Annotated in this window: 10 protein-coding genes and 2 pseudogenes; 3 read left to right on the top strand and 9 right to left on the bottom strand. The window is 58.8% G+C overall.

The genetic code is table 11. The features are described from left to right. Positions 1-864 precede the first annotated feature (864 nt). The 3 genes from EI171_RS09875 to EI171_RS09865 all read right to left on the bottom strand — a co-directional run bounded on the left by EI171_RS09875 (position 865) and on the right by EI171_RS09865 (position 5,858). Complete coding sequence (locus tag EI171_RS09875; protein ID WP_161533233.1) at positions 865-3,969, bottom strand: efflux RND transporter permease subunit; 3,105 nt, start codon at positions 3,967-3,969, stop codon at positions 865-867. A 710-nt stretch (positions 3,970-4,679) separates the two neighbouring features. Continuing rightward, positions 4,680-5,531, bottom strand: coding sequence for a pantoate--beta-alanine ligase (gene panC / locus EI171_RS09870; protein ID WP_161533232.1), 852 nt, complete (start codon positions 5,529-5,531; stop codon positions 4,680-4,682). A 45-nt stretch (positions 5,532-5,576) separates the two neighbouring features. Then, positions 5,577-5,858 (bottom strand): LexA family transcriptional regulator, encoded by a 282-nt coding sequence (locus tag EI171_RS09865; RefSeq protein WP_126262178.1) that lies wholly within the window; start codon positions 5,856-5,858, stop codon positions 5,577-5,579. A gap of 38 nt (positions 5,859-5,896) precedes the next feature. Between EI171_RS09865 and EI171_RS09860 the strand changes: the two genes are divergently transcribed. Beyond that, entirely contained in the window at positions 5,897-7,018 is a 1,122-nt protein-coding gene (locus tag EI171_RS09860) for an IS630 family transposase (protein WP_161532241.1), read from the top strand. Between the two features lie 16 nt (positions 7,019-7,034). Here the strand turns inward: EI171_RS09860 and panB are convergent, their stop codons facing one another. The 6 genes and pseudogenes from panB to bioB all read right to left on the bottom strand — a co-directional run bounded on the left by panB (position 7,035) and on the right by bioB (position 12,713). Continuing rightward, a complete protein-coding gene (panB, locus tag EI171_RS09855; protein ID WP_161533231.1) occupies positions 7,035-7,886 on the bottom strand; it encodes a 3-methyl-2-oxobutanoate hydroxymethyltransferase in 852 nt (283 codons plus the stop codon). Further along, positions 7,883-8,314, bottom strand: coding sequence for an aspartate 1-decarboxylase (locus EI171_RS09850; RefSeq protein WP_161533230.1), 432 nt, complete (start codon positions 8,312-8,314; stop codon positions 7,883-7,885). Before EI171_RS09850 ends, panB begins: the two co-directional genes overlap by 4 nt. 249 nt (positions 8,315-8,563) lie before the next feature. Further along, the gene (locus EI171_RS09845; protein WP_161533229.1) at positions 8,564-9,826 is read right to left on the bottom strand and encodes an adenosylmethionine--8-amino-7-oxononanoate transaminase; all 1,263 of its coding nucleotides are present in this window, start codon (positions 9,824-9,826) and stop codon (positions 8,564-8,566) included. After that, the gene (gene bioD / locus EI171_RS09840; RefSeq protein WP_161533228.1) at positions 9,826-10,458 is read right to left on the bottom strand and encodes a dethiobiotin synthase; all 633 of its coding nucleotides are present in this window, start codon (positions 10,456-10,458) and stop codon (positions 9,826-9,828) included. The genes EI171_RS09845 and bioD overlap by 1 nt, the downstream gene beginning before the upstream one ends. Next, a pseudogene (locus EI171_RS09835) lies at positions 10,440-11,536 on the bottom strand (8-amino-7-oxononanoate synthase). The gene bioD and the pseudogene EI171_RS09835 overlap by 19 nt, the downstream one beginning before the upstream one ends. A gap of 124 nt (positions 11,537-11,660) precedes the next feature. Then, positions 11,661-12,713: a biotin synthase BioB gene (gene bioB / locus EI171_RS09830; RefSeq protein WP_161536954.1), complete on the bottom strand. Its 1,053-nt coding sequence runs from the start codon at positions 12,711-12,713 to the stop codon at positions 11,661-11,663. 120 nt (positions 12,714-12,833) lie between these two features. Here bioB and EI171_RS09825 point away from each other — a divergent pair, with 120 nt between their 5' ends. Further along, the gene (locus EI171_RS09825) at positions 12,834-13,475 is read left to right on the top strand and encodes a GntR family transcriptional regulator (protein ID WP_161533227.1); all 642 of its coding nucleotides are present in this window, start codon (positions 12,834-12,836) and stop codon (positions 13,473-13,475) included. Between the two features lie 99 nt (positions 13,476-13,574). Then, positions 13,575-13,863: pseudogene (locus tag EI171_RS46675) on the top strand (Dabb family protein). Positions 13,864-14,124 lie beyond the last annotated feature (261 nt).

Below are 14,124 nucleotides of genomic sequence, written 5' to 3'. Positions count from 1 at the left end.
TTTTGATATTCGATTGTCCCGGCTCAGGCGGCCAGAAGGTTCCCCATTGGTGTAGAAAACCAGCGCAAGGGGTACCGTGAGCGACGAAAACCGTAGCCGATGGCTCCATTTACAAAGGCCGCAAAACACGTCGTTGCGGCCAGAAACCACATAGCAGGATCACACTCAGGCATTTCCTTAACTTTCCCACACCGGAGGGCGTCGGGTCACGCGTCGGCGGACCAGCGCGGCCATTGGTCATCTGGATTGCGGCAGATTCTTACCATTCGCATAGCAGCTCCGGCCGTCTTCGCAATGGCAGTGGTCAGCACAGGTTCAGGAGTTGCTCCTACTCTCGACTTCGGTCGTACAACAGAAGCTGTGCTGCCCTTCCCAATACCCGACTGCGATCACTCAGCAATACGTGTCAGCCTGTTCTTCGGTTTGTCGACAATGGTCGTGTCGAAGCCGTAAGTGCGTCGGTCATGGATACGGGGGCTCCTGACGACCGTCGCCCCACGGAATTGAACTCGTGTCGAATCCTAAGCGGTTCAGCGTCACCTTTTTCAGCTAGCAACGCAACGCGGTCGGACGGAAGCAAACAATTCTCCTTAAAGAGCACTTGGGATAAATGGCAAGGCCACCTTTTATCAGGCGAGCATCAGTTCCCTTCTTCCCCCGGCGAGGTCTAGAGCGTTCCGCCGCCGTGAATGTACGGTGCGATTCCTTGACAGAGCAGGCGCGGATCACCGATGACGTTTCTTCGCCGGGCACCTGATGGTTGCCAAGCTCTGCATCACGGGCTTGAAGATCTCGATGCGCAAGGGAGCTTGAAGCGGTCGCACGCTCCTTCGCTCACCACACTGAGCGAAATCTATTCTATCGTCATTGCTTGGCCATCTGGGCATCAGCAGCGCCAGTGAGGTCGAGCTCGGCGGCGATCGTCGCGCGGCCGGAGCTCGCATCGGCACGGTGATCGGACGCGATCGCGACATAGACCGCCGGCAGCACGAAGAGCGTGAACAGCGTGCCGACAGACATGCCAGCGACGAGCACGAGCCCGATCGAGAAGCGGCTCGCGGCGCCAGCTCCCGTTGCAGTCAACAAGGGTATGAAGCCCGTCACCATTGCCGCCGTGGTCATCAAGATTGGACGCAGTCGGACGCGCGCCGCCATCTCTATAGCCGAGCGACGGTCAAGTCTCTCCTTGAGCTGCAGCTCATTGGCGAACTGAACCATCAAGATGCCGTGTTTGGAGATCAACCCGACCAGTGTCAACAGTCCGACCTGGGTGTAGATGTTCATAGTCGCCCAGCCAAAGAATGGCGGGATCAAGGCACCGACGATTGCCATCGGCACGCTGATCATGATGATAAGGGGATCGCGCAGACTTTCGAACTGCGCCGCAAGCACCAAGAATATGATGATGAGTGCAAATGCAAAGGTAATCGCCAGTTGGTTACCCTCGTGCACATATTGGCGGGCGTCGGCGAGAAAGTCGTGGCTGAAGCCTGCGGGCAGTTTCTTTGCCTCGGCTTCCAGGAAGTCCACAGCCTGACCGATCGTGACGCCGGGCATCGGCACGGCCTGAAAGGTCGCGCAGTTGAGCTGATTGTAGTGGGTGAGCGCGTTCGGATCGGTCGCAGTCTCGGTGGAGACTACGGTAGACAGCGGGAGCATCGAGCCCGTCGCAGTCTTCACATAATAGCTCCCAATTGCTTGCGGGGCCAGGCGTTCCTCGCGCGGCACCTGCGGGATCACCTGGTAGGAGCGACCCTGCAAATTGAAGCGATTGACGTAGTTTCCGCCAAGTAAGGTGGCGAGCGCGTTACCGATGGTCTGCATGGTGATGCCAAGTTCGTTGGCCTTGGATCGATCAACCTTGATTCGTACCACCGGCTGGTTGAACTCGAGGTCGGAGTCGCTCACCATGAACAGACCGCTCTTGCGCGCGGCATCCTTCAGCTTCGACATCTGCTCGTAGACGGATTGGAAGCCAAGCGTCGAATTGATCACCATCTGCACTGGTAGGCCACCCGAGCCGCCCGGAAGCGGCGGCAAGCTAAAGGCAAACGCGTTAATGCCTTCGATTTTCGACAGCTCGGCTTGGACAAGGGACTTTAGCGCGGTCGATGATCGCTTGCGCTCGTCCCATGGCTTGAGCAACATGCCGGCCATGCCACTCTGCTGGCCGCTAAAGCCATTGAGCACGAAGCTCAAATCAGTCTCGGAAAACTTCTGGAACGCTTTTTCGAGCTTGGTGCCGTAATAGTCGAGGTAGTCGATATTGGCGTATTTCGGCGCCTTGGTTAGTGCGAATACGACACCTTGATCCTCCTCGGGCGCGAGTTCCTTGGAAGTATTCATATATAGAAAGCCGACGAGGCCCAACATGGTCAGCGCAAACAGCCCGGTAATCGGACAGTAGTCGAGCGAGCGGTCGAGCTTGCGGCCGTACCACCGTGTCAAGGCGCCGAACCCGCGGTTCACAAACCCTGCAAACCGCCCCCTCTCGGCGCGCTTCAGAAAGAGCGAGCACATCATCGGCGACAGCGTCAAAGCGATTACGCCCGACACGATCACCGCTCCCGCTAGCGTAAACGCGAACTCGCGGAACAACGCACCGGTGAGACCGCCGAGAAATCCGATTGGGGCATATACAGCAGCCAAGGTAATCGTCATGGAGACAACGGGGCCGACGATCTCGCGCGCGCCCCTTGTAGCAGCCTGGAGGGGCGGCGCCCCCTCTTCTAAATGGCGATGAATGTTCTCAACCACCACGATCGCGTCATCGACCACGAGACCGATCGCGAGAACCATCGCAAGGAGAGTCAGGAGATTGAATGAAAACCCCAGCACCAGCATCACGCTGCAGACACCAACGAGCGATAACGGAATAGCGACTACAGGAATGATGACCGACCGCAGCGAGGCCAGGAATAGGAAGATCACCGCCACCACGACCACAACGGCCTCAATGAGCGTCTTCTCCACTTCATCGATCGACGATTGAATGAATTTGGTGGAGTCGTAGGCCACTTTCATCTTCAGTGACGGCGGCAGGTTACGCTCCATTTCTGGAAACAGCGCCCGAACGCCTCGCACTATGCTTTGCGGATTGCCTTGCGGGCTTGCCTGAACGCCGATAAAGACCGCGTGCTCGCCGTTCATGGCGACGCTCATGTCTGTGGTCTGCGCGGCAAGCTCGACTATCGCAATGTCCTCCATGCGCACGAAGCCCCCGTCATTGGCTTTGACGATCATGCGCTTGAAGTCATCGACACTCCGCAGATCCGTGTTTGCAGTGACATCGGAAATGGTGAAATTGCCCTTGGTCTGGCCGGCCGCGGCCTGGAAGTTGTTAGCGGCGATTGCAGCCGAAACTTCAGCCGGCGACACGCCGTACCCTGCCATTCTCGCAGGATCGAGCCATAGCCGCATCGCAAAACTCTGACCGCCCAAGATGTCTGCCGCTGCGACGCCATCGACGGTTGACATAACGGGTTGCACGACGCGCGAGAGGTAGTCGGAGATCGCGCTGGCCGTCAATTCCTCGCTGGAGAAGGCGATATACATTACAGCGGTGATCTGACCGGTCGACTTAGTGACGACCGGATCGTTTGATTCCTTCGGGATCAAATATTTGACTGAGTTGACCTTGGAGAGCACCTCGGTGAGCGCCTCGTTGGGATCGAAATTCAGCTTGATGTAGACTTGGATCGTCGAGGTACCGAGCACCGATGAGGAACTGATGTAGTCGACGCCCTCGGCGGAAGCGACTGCCTGCTCCAGGGGAGTGGTGATGAACCCCTGGATCATGTCGGCGGAGGCGCCAGGATAGGAAGTCGTGATATTGACGACCGTATTAGATAGCTTGGGAAATTGCCGGATCGGCAGTACGGTGGCCGCGCGCAAGCCAATCAGAAGGATCAGGACACTGACGACGATAGACAATACCGGACGTTTGATGAAAAGCTCGGTAAATGCCATCGCGACTCGCATTTCAAGAGGGGGATGCAACTACGCCAGCAACTTGCGCTACGGCAGCGATCATCAATGCGGCGACTGCGCTAAAGCCCGTAGTATGAGGGGAGCGTTATCGGCCACTCTAAGGGCTCACACGTTCCTGAGCATAGCGTGCCCAATCCTCCGCTTCTCCATCTTCGTCGCTTGCATAAACGTTGGCTGAGCTGTTCTGATCGCTGATCGCGATCTCGAATAGTGGGTACCTTCTTAAGATAAAGCCCCTGTCTTTTTTGCGTGCAATCGGCCAAAGGTCCGGTTCAAGATGTTCGTCCTCACACCTGATTGGAACGCAACGACTTCTAGCAAGGTATCAGTTTAGGCTTCGCACCGACTCGTCGATCGAATGATCCAGGTTCGACATCGAAAGTACAAACGACCTGACGGGTCCTCAACTCTACAAAGGTAAGTCGGTAATATAGCATGGGCTGCAAAACACTATACCAAGGTTTGTCGAAACGGTCTCTGGTCGCAGCCGCGAGAAACTTGTGATGTTGCCAAATGCAAAGTTCTCGGTCCCACAATATTCCGCAAGCACCCCCTATTGCATCGCTAACTCTCTGAACAACGTCGGCTCGGGGTTCGCCCTTTGCTACCAGGTCGACACGTCTGTAAAAAGTTGCCTTGAGCACTTCTTCCAGCTCAATATGCTGCGTACGGTTTGACTACGCATTGCGCTACGGAGTTGGCGACGCCAGTATTACGTTGTCGATCAGCCGGGTCGAGCCGACGTAGGCTGCCGCACAAAGCGCCGCGGGGCGTCGCAGTGGACTATCGGCGGTGTTGAGCGTGTCACCGTCGACAAGTTCAAGATACTGCAGTCGGTCAACTGCCTCTAAATGCCCCTTGGCGATAGCAATCAGCCTTTCTACGTTGCGCTCTCCAGAGCGAAATTCATCGAGCGCGGCGGATAGCCCACGATTGATCGTAAGGGCCCGCTGACGTTCTTCCTTGCTGAGATACCGGTTGCGACTGCTCATCGCGAGCCCATCCTGTTCGCGAACGGTTGGTACGGTGACGATCTCGATGGGGAGATTGAGATCAACCGCCATGCGACGCACGACTGCACATTGCTGAAACTCCTTCTGGCCAAAAAACACGACGTCGGGCTGCACCATGTTGAACAACTTGCATACGACAGTCGCGACACCGCGAAAATGTCCAGGCCTGAATGCTCCGCACAGAGGTTTCGCTAGGTCGCCCGGTTCAATGAAAGTCTCGAAATGGCTCGGATAGACTTCCTGTGCATCCGGCGCAAAGAGGATCGCAACCCCGGCATCGCGGCACAGTCCCTCATCGCGCAAGAAGTCGCGCGGATAGGTGCTGAGATCCTCGTTTGGTCCGAACTGAGTGGGGTTGACGAAGATGCTGACGACCGTGACGTCGCATTGCCCCTGGCTCGCCGCGATCAGCGCCAAGTGGCCATCGTGGAGATAGCCCATTGTCGGCACGAATCCGACCCGTTGATCGGCACTGCGGGCTTTTGCGAGAGTGCGGCGAAGCTCAGCGACCGTCGCGATTGTTTGCATGTCGACCTTTACATCGGTTTGGGTTGGACGGCGCCTAGTGGTTCATCACAGTGATTTTGACGTTTTGATACCGAGCCATTCGAGGATCGGCAAGCTTTCCGGTGGCACGAGGATTTCGATGCTTCTGGGGACGCCGGGTTGACGTCGGATGAAGCCGTTTCGTTCGAGGGTGACGATCATCTGATGGACCGAAGGCGGGCTGACGCGGAAGTGGCGCTGGATGTCGGCTTCGGCGGGGGGACGTCCGAACATATGGGCGTAGGTATGGATGAAGGCCAGGTAATAACCCTGCTTCTCGGTGAAGCGCGCGCCTGATTTTTGACTCATCGTTGGATTCGTCCCGGCCTCCGACAAGGAGGCAAAGCATGAATGTACGTTATCGGGTCGAATTGAGCCAAGCCGAGCGCGACGAACTGACGGCGATGCTCGGCGGCGGCAAGCACGCCGCCCGCAAGCTTAAGCGGGCGCAGATTTTGCTGGCGGCCGATGGAGGCTGCCGCGACGAGGAGATTGCCCGGACCGTGAGTGTCAGCCTCTCCACCGTCGGCCGGACCAGGCGCCGCTTCGTGGAAGGCAATATGGAGCGGGCCCTGAGCGAGGAGCCGCGTCCGGGCGCTGAGCGCAAGCTGACCGGCAAGGAGGAAGCCCTGCTGGTGGCGACCGCATGCGCCAAGCCGCCCGCTGGCTGCAAACGCTGGACGCTGACGCTGCTGGCCGACACGATGGTCAAGCTCACCGATCACAACAGCCTGTCGGGCGAGACCGTGCGTCGCCGGCTGGCCGAGAACGACCTCAAGCCGTGGCGCAGGGACATGTGGTGCATTCCCCATGTCGACGGCGAATACGTTGCCCGCATGGAGGACGTGCTCGACCTCTACGCCGAGACGCAGAATCCCGCCCGGCCGCTGGTCTGCTTCGACGAGACCCCCATCCAGCTGATCGGCGAGGTGCGCCAGCCGGTCCCGGCCCAACCGGGACAGCGCGAGCGCTACGATTACGAGTATCGCCGCAACGGCACCGCCAATCTCTTCGTCACCTTCGATCCACATCGGGGCTGGCGCAACGTCAAGGTCACCGACCGCCGCGCCGCCGTGGACTACGCCCACTGCATGCGTGATCTCGTCGACGTCCATTATCCCGACGCCGCCTGCATCCGTGTCGTGCAGGACAATTTGTCGATCCACAAGCCTGGGGCGCTGTATGAGGCCTTCGCGCCCGCCGAGGCCCGGCGCATCCTGCGCCGCCTCGAATTCCACTTCACCCCGAAGCACGCCAGTTGGCTCAATATGGTCGAGTGCGAGATCAGCGTGCTACAGCGTCAGTGTCTCGGCCGCCGCATCGACGATCCCAAAAGGCTCCGAAACGAGATCGCAGCATGGCAAAAGAGGCGGAATAAAACCCGAGCCCGCATCAAATGGATGTTCACAACAGAAAAAGCCCGCACCAAACTCGGCCGCGCCTATCCAGCCACCGCCAAAGAGTCATAATCACTGTGATGAACCACTAGTTGGTAATTGCCTCGCCGACGCCTTCAGGAAGTCGATAGGACTCTTGCGGTCCCGGGAATGCACCACTGCGGACATCCGCGGCCCAGCGCGAAAGCGCATCATGCAACTGCTGGAAGCCTTCCGCATAGGCGCGAACGAATTTGGGGCGTTGACCTTCGGTCAGGCCCAGCACGTCGTGAAACACGAGCACCTGCCCCGAACAGTCCGGGCCGGCGCCGATTCCGATCGTCGGTATTGTCAAGGAGTCGGTTGCTCGAGCAGCAAGCTCGGCCGGAATGCCTTCCAACACCAAAGCGAAACAGCCGGCCTCCTGCAGACGGTGAGCATCATCGAGCAACCGCAGCGCTTCATCCGCTTTCCGGCCCTGCACCTTGAAGCCGCCCATGACATTGACGCTCTGGGGCATAAGGCCCAGATGACCCATCACCGGAATCTCGCAATCGACAAGGGCACGTACCATCTCGATACGCTTGCCGCCGCCCTCGAGTTTCACCGCGGCTGCGCCTCGCTGCAGGAATCCGCCGGCATTGCGTATGGTTTCCTCGACGCTGAGGTGGAAGCTAAGAAACGGCATATCGGCGACGAGTAAAGCTCGAGGCTTGCTGCGTGCAACGGCTTCCAGATGATGGTTCATCATCGCCACGCTCACCGGTAGCGTGTTTTCAAATCCAAGGCAAACGTTACCGACACTATCACCGACGAGAATTATATCGACGGAAGGATCCGCGATACGCGCCAGAACCGCGTCGTAGGCAGTGGTCATGACGACACGCCGGCTCTCCTCTTTCCACTTCTGCAGCATGGGAATCGTGATGCGCTCAACCGGCTGCTCTAAAACGTGGCTCATTGGACCCCCATCGCGTCGACGACTTCAGTTCGATTATGCGGCGCGAAGTCGCCTGCTGCTTCCGAACTGACCGAGTATGTCAGGTGTTCAGTCTGGTTGCTGCGATCGAAAGGGCGACTCTTCGGCCTTAACTCAACAATTTTCTGCTCGTCCAAGAAGGACGAACTGCAAGCAATGAGTTGGTCGCCGACTTGGCAGATCCGCGCCGCAGCGCCGTTGAGGACACAGCAACGTGAGCCGCGTACGCCGAGAATGACGTAAGTCGAGATTCGTGCCCCGGATTTCTTGTTCCAGGTCTCCACGAACTCCGTCGGTAGAATGCCCGCCTCGTGACAGCGACCTGGATCGAGGGCGACGGAACCGGGATAATAAAGATTGGTCTCTGTGACATGGATGCCGTGCAGCTTAGCAGAGAGCACTTTTCTCATTTGAAATATCGTTGAGCCTTTGCGCACCTGGTGCTTCCTAGGGAGCTTGGAAGAAAATTGTCAACCGGCGAAGATAAAAAGAAATCGACGCCTCGAAAATGGCCCGCGAACGGATGGAAATTCCTTTTGGTTGCGCGATCACCAGACGAAGACTTTCTCGGCCGGTGTGTTGGGTCATGCGGGCGTGGCCAATGACTTCGGCAGATTCGCGGACCGGCTGTGGCGATCGGCGACCGATCCGGCCTGCTTCTAGACCAGCTCATCGGCTGCATCGTTAACTCCAGCGTAGATTTCCTCGAGGTCCGCCGACGTGACACAATACGGCGGCATAACATAGATCGTATTGCCAAGCGGGCGCAGCAGCAGATCTCGATCTCTAAAAAACGCCTGCAGTCTCGGCCCGATATTGGCGAGGTACCCCTCGTCGCACACCTTCAGCTCGAGTGCTGTGATAGTACCAGTTTGACGGACGTTCCCGAAGCGCGCGTCCGCGCGAAATGGTTCGATTTTCTGTTTCTGCATTGCAGCGACTGAGGCCACACGCTCGTAGGTCTCATGGTTGCACCAGAGATCCAGGTTCGCCTTGGCAGCGGCGCACGCCACCGGATTTGCCGTGTAAGAACTGGAATGGAAGAAGGTGCGGGTTCGGTCTTTCGAATAGTGTGCGTCGAAAATCTCCGCGCGGCAGAGCGTCACCGCAAGCGGAAGAGAGCCACCCGTGAGGCCCTTGGAATAGCAGGCAATGTCGGGCGTGACACCAGCCTGCTCGCAAGCGAATAATGTTCCAGTGCGCCCCCAGCCAGTCATGACCTCGTCGGCAATGAACAGGACGCCTGAGGCCTCACAGATCCGTTTCATTTCATTTAGGACCCAAGCAGGATACATAAGCATCCCGCCAGCCCCCAGGATCAGGGGCTCGACGATGAAGGCAGCCGGGTTTTCGTTGCGACACGCGACCTCGAGCGCGTCGAGCGTCGCCTGTTCATGACCCAGCGCCGGGAACGGCACTGAGGTAACCTCGAAAAGCAGAGGTTCGTAGGCCGCATTGAACACACCACGCGCGCCGACCGACATCGTCCCCACCGTGTCGCCATGATAGGAATGCTGCATCACGACGATACGCGAGCGCGACCCGCCTATGTTGCGCCAATAGCCGAGCGCCAATTTCAGCGCGACCTCCACGCTGGTCGAGCCGCTGTCGGAGAAGAAAACGTAGTCGAGGCCACGGGGCGCAAGCTTCAGAAGCAGGGATGCCACCTCTTCGGCGGGTTCATGAGTGTGGCCCGCGAAGATGATCTGGTTGAGCTTTTCCGCCTGCTTTTGAATGGCGCTCACGATGTAAGGATGGCAATGGCCATGGGTTACTACCCACCAAGACGCGATCGCGTCGATGATGCGACGGTCATCCGCGGTGTAAAGATATGCGCCCTGGCCGCGCAAAACCTTTATCATCTCGCCTTGCAGCGCATGTTGGGTAAACGGATGCCAGATCCGCGACTTTGCTTTGCACATTATGAATCGAAATCACCACCATGGAACGAGACCTTACAGGCCGCGCGAAGCGCGTCGGCCGTGAGTGGAACAAGGCACGGCAGCCGGCCCAGCTTCCGCACTTGTCCGATCCTGCAAATGGTGCTCTCGGTGTCGACGTTCTCTTCGCCGATGAACGCGATACCGCGAATTTCAATGTTGCGATTGTGCAAGGCCTCGAGCGAAAGCAGCGAATGATTGATGGTACCGAGGGCAGTGCGCGCGCAGAGAATGACTGGCAGCCGCCATCGTGCAAAGACGTCGATGTAGAGTTCGTTGCGATTGAGCGGTACCATCAGCCCGCCCGCCCCCTCGATCACGAGCGGGCGATCCCCGGTGTCCGGTACATCGAGTGAGGTGGCGTCGATATGAAGGCGATCGAGTTCTGCTGCGAGATGTGGTGACGCTGGCGTCTCAAGACGATACCGCTCTGGCACAATCCGATCGTCTGGAAGTTCAGCCAGTCGTTTAACGACCTGGGAATCGATCTCCCCTCGAAGACCAGCCTGGACAGGTTTCCAATAATAGGCATCAAGAAAATCGACGACTCCTGCGGAAAAGATCGTCTTGCCGACCTCAGTGTCGGTGCCGGTGACTACGAATCGCCGAGCCATCTTGCCTTGCTTCCGGTTTCTTCCATCAAAGCATCGAGCAACGCACGCACATCATCCTCTCGGACATTCAGCGTCAGGGAGATTCGCAGCCGATCTGTGCCCGCCGGCACAGTCGGTGGTCGGATTCCCCGAACGTCGAATCCGCGAGCCTGCAGCATCGATGCCAGTTTCATGGCGCGCGCGTTGTCGCCGTGAAGGCGACCAAGCTGGCCAGGCGTTGTTGCCGTTCCGGCTCCTCCTTCAAGATTGATAGCGCCTCCTGCACGGCAACAGCCAGCAAAGGGGACGCGGCGGTTGCAAAAATGAATGGACGGCAACGGTTGACCATGAAGTCGCGCAGCACCCGGCTCGCGGTGACGAGGGCACCGGCGGCGCCCAACGCCTTGCCGCACGTATGAACGACCACCAGGTTCTCGCGCCCTTCGTAGGGGGCGGTCAGCCCCTTTCCCTGCTCACTATACACGCCAGTGGCATGAGCTTCGTCTACCAAAAGGAACGCATCATGCCTGTCGGCGATTGCGACAAGCTCCTTGAGCGGCGCGAAATCGCCGTCCATGCTGTACAGACTTTCAGCCACGATCCAGACGCGGCCCGTCCCGCCTTTCATTCGCCAGTCGCGGATTGTGTTTTCGACCGACGTCGGGGCGTTGTGAGCGATTTCGCGAAACTCGGCTCGTCCGGACCGTGCGCCTTCGTGAATGCTCGCGTGCACGAGCGAATCGAGTACCAGCAGATCGCCCCGTTGAGGCAACAGGATCGCAAAATTCGCCACATATCCGCCGCTGAAAAACAGCGCCGTCTCGGCTACGAAAATGTGCGCGGCCTCCAGTTCGAGACGTTCGTGCTCGTCGCAATTTCCGCGCAGGAGGCGTGACCCGCCGGCCCCGATTGGAGTGCCGGCTTCCAGCGCTGCCGCCATAGCCTTCTTCATGCGCGGTGCACTCGCCGGCGCGAGATAGTCGTTCGATCCAAGATCAATGCCCGAACGCGGCGCTAGGCGCCGCAGCCCGTCCTGCTCGTTCAGGGCCCGCAAGGCGGCGTGATAAGTGGCCACCTTGCCCGCGCGTGTTGAAGTCATCAATCAATCCCGCGTGTAGTAGGGGTGCTTGCGTAAATCATTTAGGCAGCCGCTATCGCGAAGCCCCGCTTCTTCCTGACATTCTTCAAGGGTTTCTCAAGGGCGGCGGACGCCCCTTTGGGCGTCAATTACTGTGAACGCTATCGTTGGCCGGCGCAGATTGCCTGTTGACCGGCTGCGCCTGGTCGAGGCTGGATTTGATGCCGAGCCGCTCGAGCAACTCCATGTCGCGCTCGCGCTGCGAGTTGCGCGTGGTTAGAAGCGCCTCGCCGATAAAGATCGAGTTAGCGCCGGCGAGAAAGCACAGCGCCTGCAATTCGTCGGTCATGTATTGCCGCCCGGCGGACAGCCGCACCACGCTTTGTGGCATCAGGATGCGTGCGACCGCGACGAGACGCGCGAGGGAGATTGGATCGGGGCGTTCCGCGGTTTCCATGACCGGCACGCCCTTGACCTCGTTCCAGAGGTTGATTGGCACGCTATCCGGATGGCTCGGAAGATTTGCGAGCAGCACCAGCATGGCGATCCGGTCCACGACGCGCTCCCCCATGCCGATGATGCCGCCGCTGCAGACCTTGATGCCCGCCGCGCGCACCTCAGTGAGCGTGTCGATACGATCCTGCAAGATCCGCGTGGCGATGATCTGGCCATAGAATTCGGGCGAGGTATCGACGTTGTGGTTGTAGAAGTCGAGGCCGGCCTCACGCAAACGCTGCGCCTGAGGAGCGGTCACCATTCCGAGCGTCACGCAGGTTTCCAGTCCGAGACCCTTCACCGCGCTGACCATCTCGCAGACATGGCCTAGGTCCCGGTCCTTCGGACTGCGCCACGCAGCCGCCATACAGAACCGCGCCGCGCCGGCCGCTTTCGCACGCTCGGCGGCCGCGATCACATCCACCTTGTCCATCAGCCGCGTCGCTTTCAGCCCCGTGTCATAATGCGCGCTCTGCGAGCAATAACCGCAATCCTCTGAGCAGCCGCCAGTCTTGAGGCTGAGAAGGCTCGCGGTCTCCAAATGATTGGGATCAAATCGGCGGCGGTGAACGGCCTGGGCGCGGAACATCAGGTCGGAGAACGGCGCGTTGTAGAGCGTCGTCGCCTCTCCAACGGTCCAGTCGTGGCGAACGGGTTCGATGTCGCAGCCATCCTCCGATTTTGTTTTCGCGCTTGGGACTATCCGAGCCACGAGGCCTCCTTCGAACTATAGATAATCCTTATGATTATCTATCATATTCCATCTCGAGGTATGTTAACTGACGTCTGGCCGCCACGCACGATGTTTTGTAGTAGATAATCTATGATGACTTTAGGCGACAACGCGACAACTGCGCAACGCATTGCGCATTCGATCGCGCACCGCATTATCAGCGGCGCGTTACAACCAGACGCACCGCTGCGGCAGGACCATATCGCGCGCGAATTCAACTCGAGCCACGTCCCCGTGCGGGAAGCTTTTCGGCAACTGGAGGCACAACATCTCGTTGTTGCCGCCCCCCGCCGCGGCGTGCGCGTTGCATCGCTCGACGCGAAGTCGGTGAAGGAGATCGCCGAGATGCGCGCCGCGTTGGAAGTGATCGCGCTGCGGAATGCCTCGCCGAAACTTACGTCGGCTCATCTGGCGCGGATTGAGCTCGCCCTGATCGAAGCAGACAATGCGGACACAATTCGGGAATTCGAGATCGCGAATCGCGCATTTCATCACGCCCTTGTGGCGCCCTGCGCAATGCCTCGATTGCTCGCCTGCCTCGATGGGCTGCAACTCGCAAACTCGCGACTGGTGTTCGCGATGGCGCGCAGTGCCGGATGGTGCCCGCGCTCCAATCAGGATCACCGCTTGATTCTGCAAGCATTACGATCGCGCAATATCGATCAAGCCTGCGATCTGCTTGCGCGTCACATTCAAACCATTGAGCGCCTCGTCCTCCCGGCGTCATTATGAGGGACAACAATGCAATCGCAACCATGCGGCGTCCGTCGCTGGCACGATACCAAGATTGCCCTGCGATCAGCCTTCATCTCACACGAGCCAGAGCCAGCTATGATTCGCCACATCGTCCTATTCACAGCCAAAACAAGACCACATCGTCGAATCGCCGACGGACTCTCGGTTCTTACCGCCGTCCCACATGCACGACGGCTCGAGATCGCGCGCAACCGCAAAGGCCGATCAGCTCGGTAATGACATCGACTCGTTGCTTACGATGAATTCGAGAATGATTCTGAGATCGCCGCCCATAAGGGTGCACGATCGCTACAAAGAATCGATCGAACGGGTACGACCACTGCGAGAGCTTCGATTCGCGGCCTTGGCGGATGTCGGCTCGTAAGCCTGATGCACGTCCCCGAATTGCCCTGGATCGAGCCGGTCGCGGCGATGCGACGTCTCGCACATCAACCCGTCGACAGCGCAGCAAACACGAATTACTTGGACGGTTGTCATATCTGGCCTGCGATCCGTTCAGCAGCTACGAGGGCAAGACGATTGTACTGACTGGTATAAGCCATCCGGTGGAGCTCCGTCAGTTCCCCCAAGGGTCCGCGCACCGGCGAAAGACATCAATCTCCTCTAAGATCCGCAGCGAAGGCGC

This window comes from Bradyrhizobium sp. LCT2, from assembly GCF_009931255.1.
Taxonomy (GTDB): domain Bacteria; phylum Pseudomonadota; class Alphaproteobacteria; order Rhizobiales; family Xanthobacteraceae; genus Bradyrhizobium; species Bradyrhizobium diazoefficiens.
The sequence above is the reverse complement of the archived record's forward strand: the minus strand, read 5'-3'. Positions and strand labels throughout refer to the sequence as shown.

What these genes read in the sequence shown, in the direction of transcription:
- EI171_RS09860 (WP_161532241.1), top strand. Translation starts at nt 5,897, where the DNA reads ATGAATGTACGTTATCGGGTCGAATTGAGCCAAGCCGAGCGCGACGAA.
- EI171_RS09825 (WP_161533227.1), top strand. Translation starts at nt 12,834, where the DNA reads ATGATGACTTTAGGCGACAACGCGACAACTGCGCAACGCATTGCGCAT.
- EI171_RS09850 (WP_161533230.1), bottom strand. Translation starts at nt 8,314, where the DNA reads ATGAGAAAAGTGCTCTCTGCTAAGCTGCACGGCATCCATGTCACAGAG.
- EI171_RS09845 (WP_161533229.1), bottom strand. Translation starts at nt 9,826, where the DNA reads ATGTGCAAAGCAAAGTCGCGGATCTGGCATCCGTTTACCCAACATGCG.
- EI171_RS09875 (WP_161533233.1), bottom strand. Translation starts at nt 3,969, where the DNA reads ATGGCATTTACCGAGCTTTTCATCAAACGTCCGGTATTGTCTATCGTC.
- bioD (WP_161533228.1), bottom strand. Translation starts at nt 10,458, where the DNA reads ATGGCTCGGCGATTCGTAGTCACCGGCACCGACACTGAGGTCGGCAAG.
- EI171_RS09865 (WP_126262178.1), bottom strand. Translation starts at nt 5,858, where the DNA reads ATGAGTCAAAAATCAGGCGCGCGCTTCACCGAGAAGCAGGGTTATTAC.
- panB (WP_161533231.1), bottom strand. Translation starts at nt 7,886, where the DNA reads ATGAGCCACGTTTTAGAGCAGCCGGTTGAGCGCATCACGATTCCCATG.
- panC (WP_161533232.1), bottom strand. Translation starts at nt 5,531, where the DNA reads ATGCAAACAATCGCGACGGTCGCTGAGCTTCGCCGCACTCTCGCAAAA.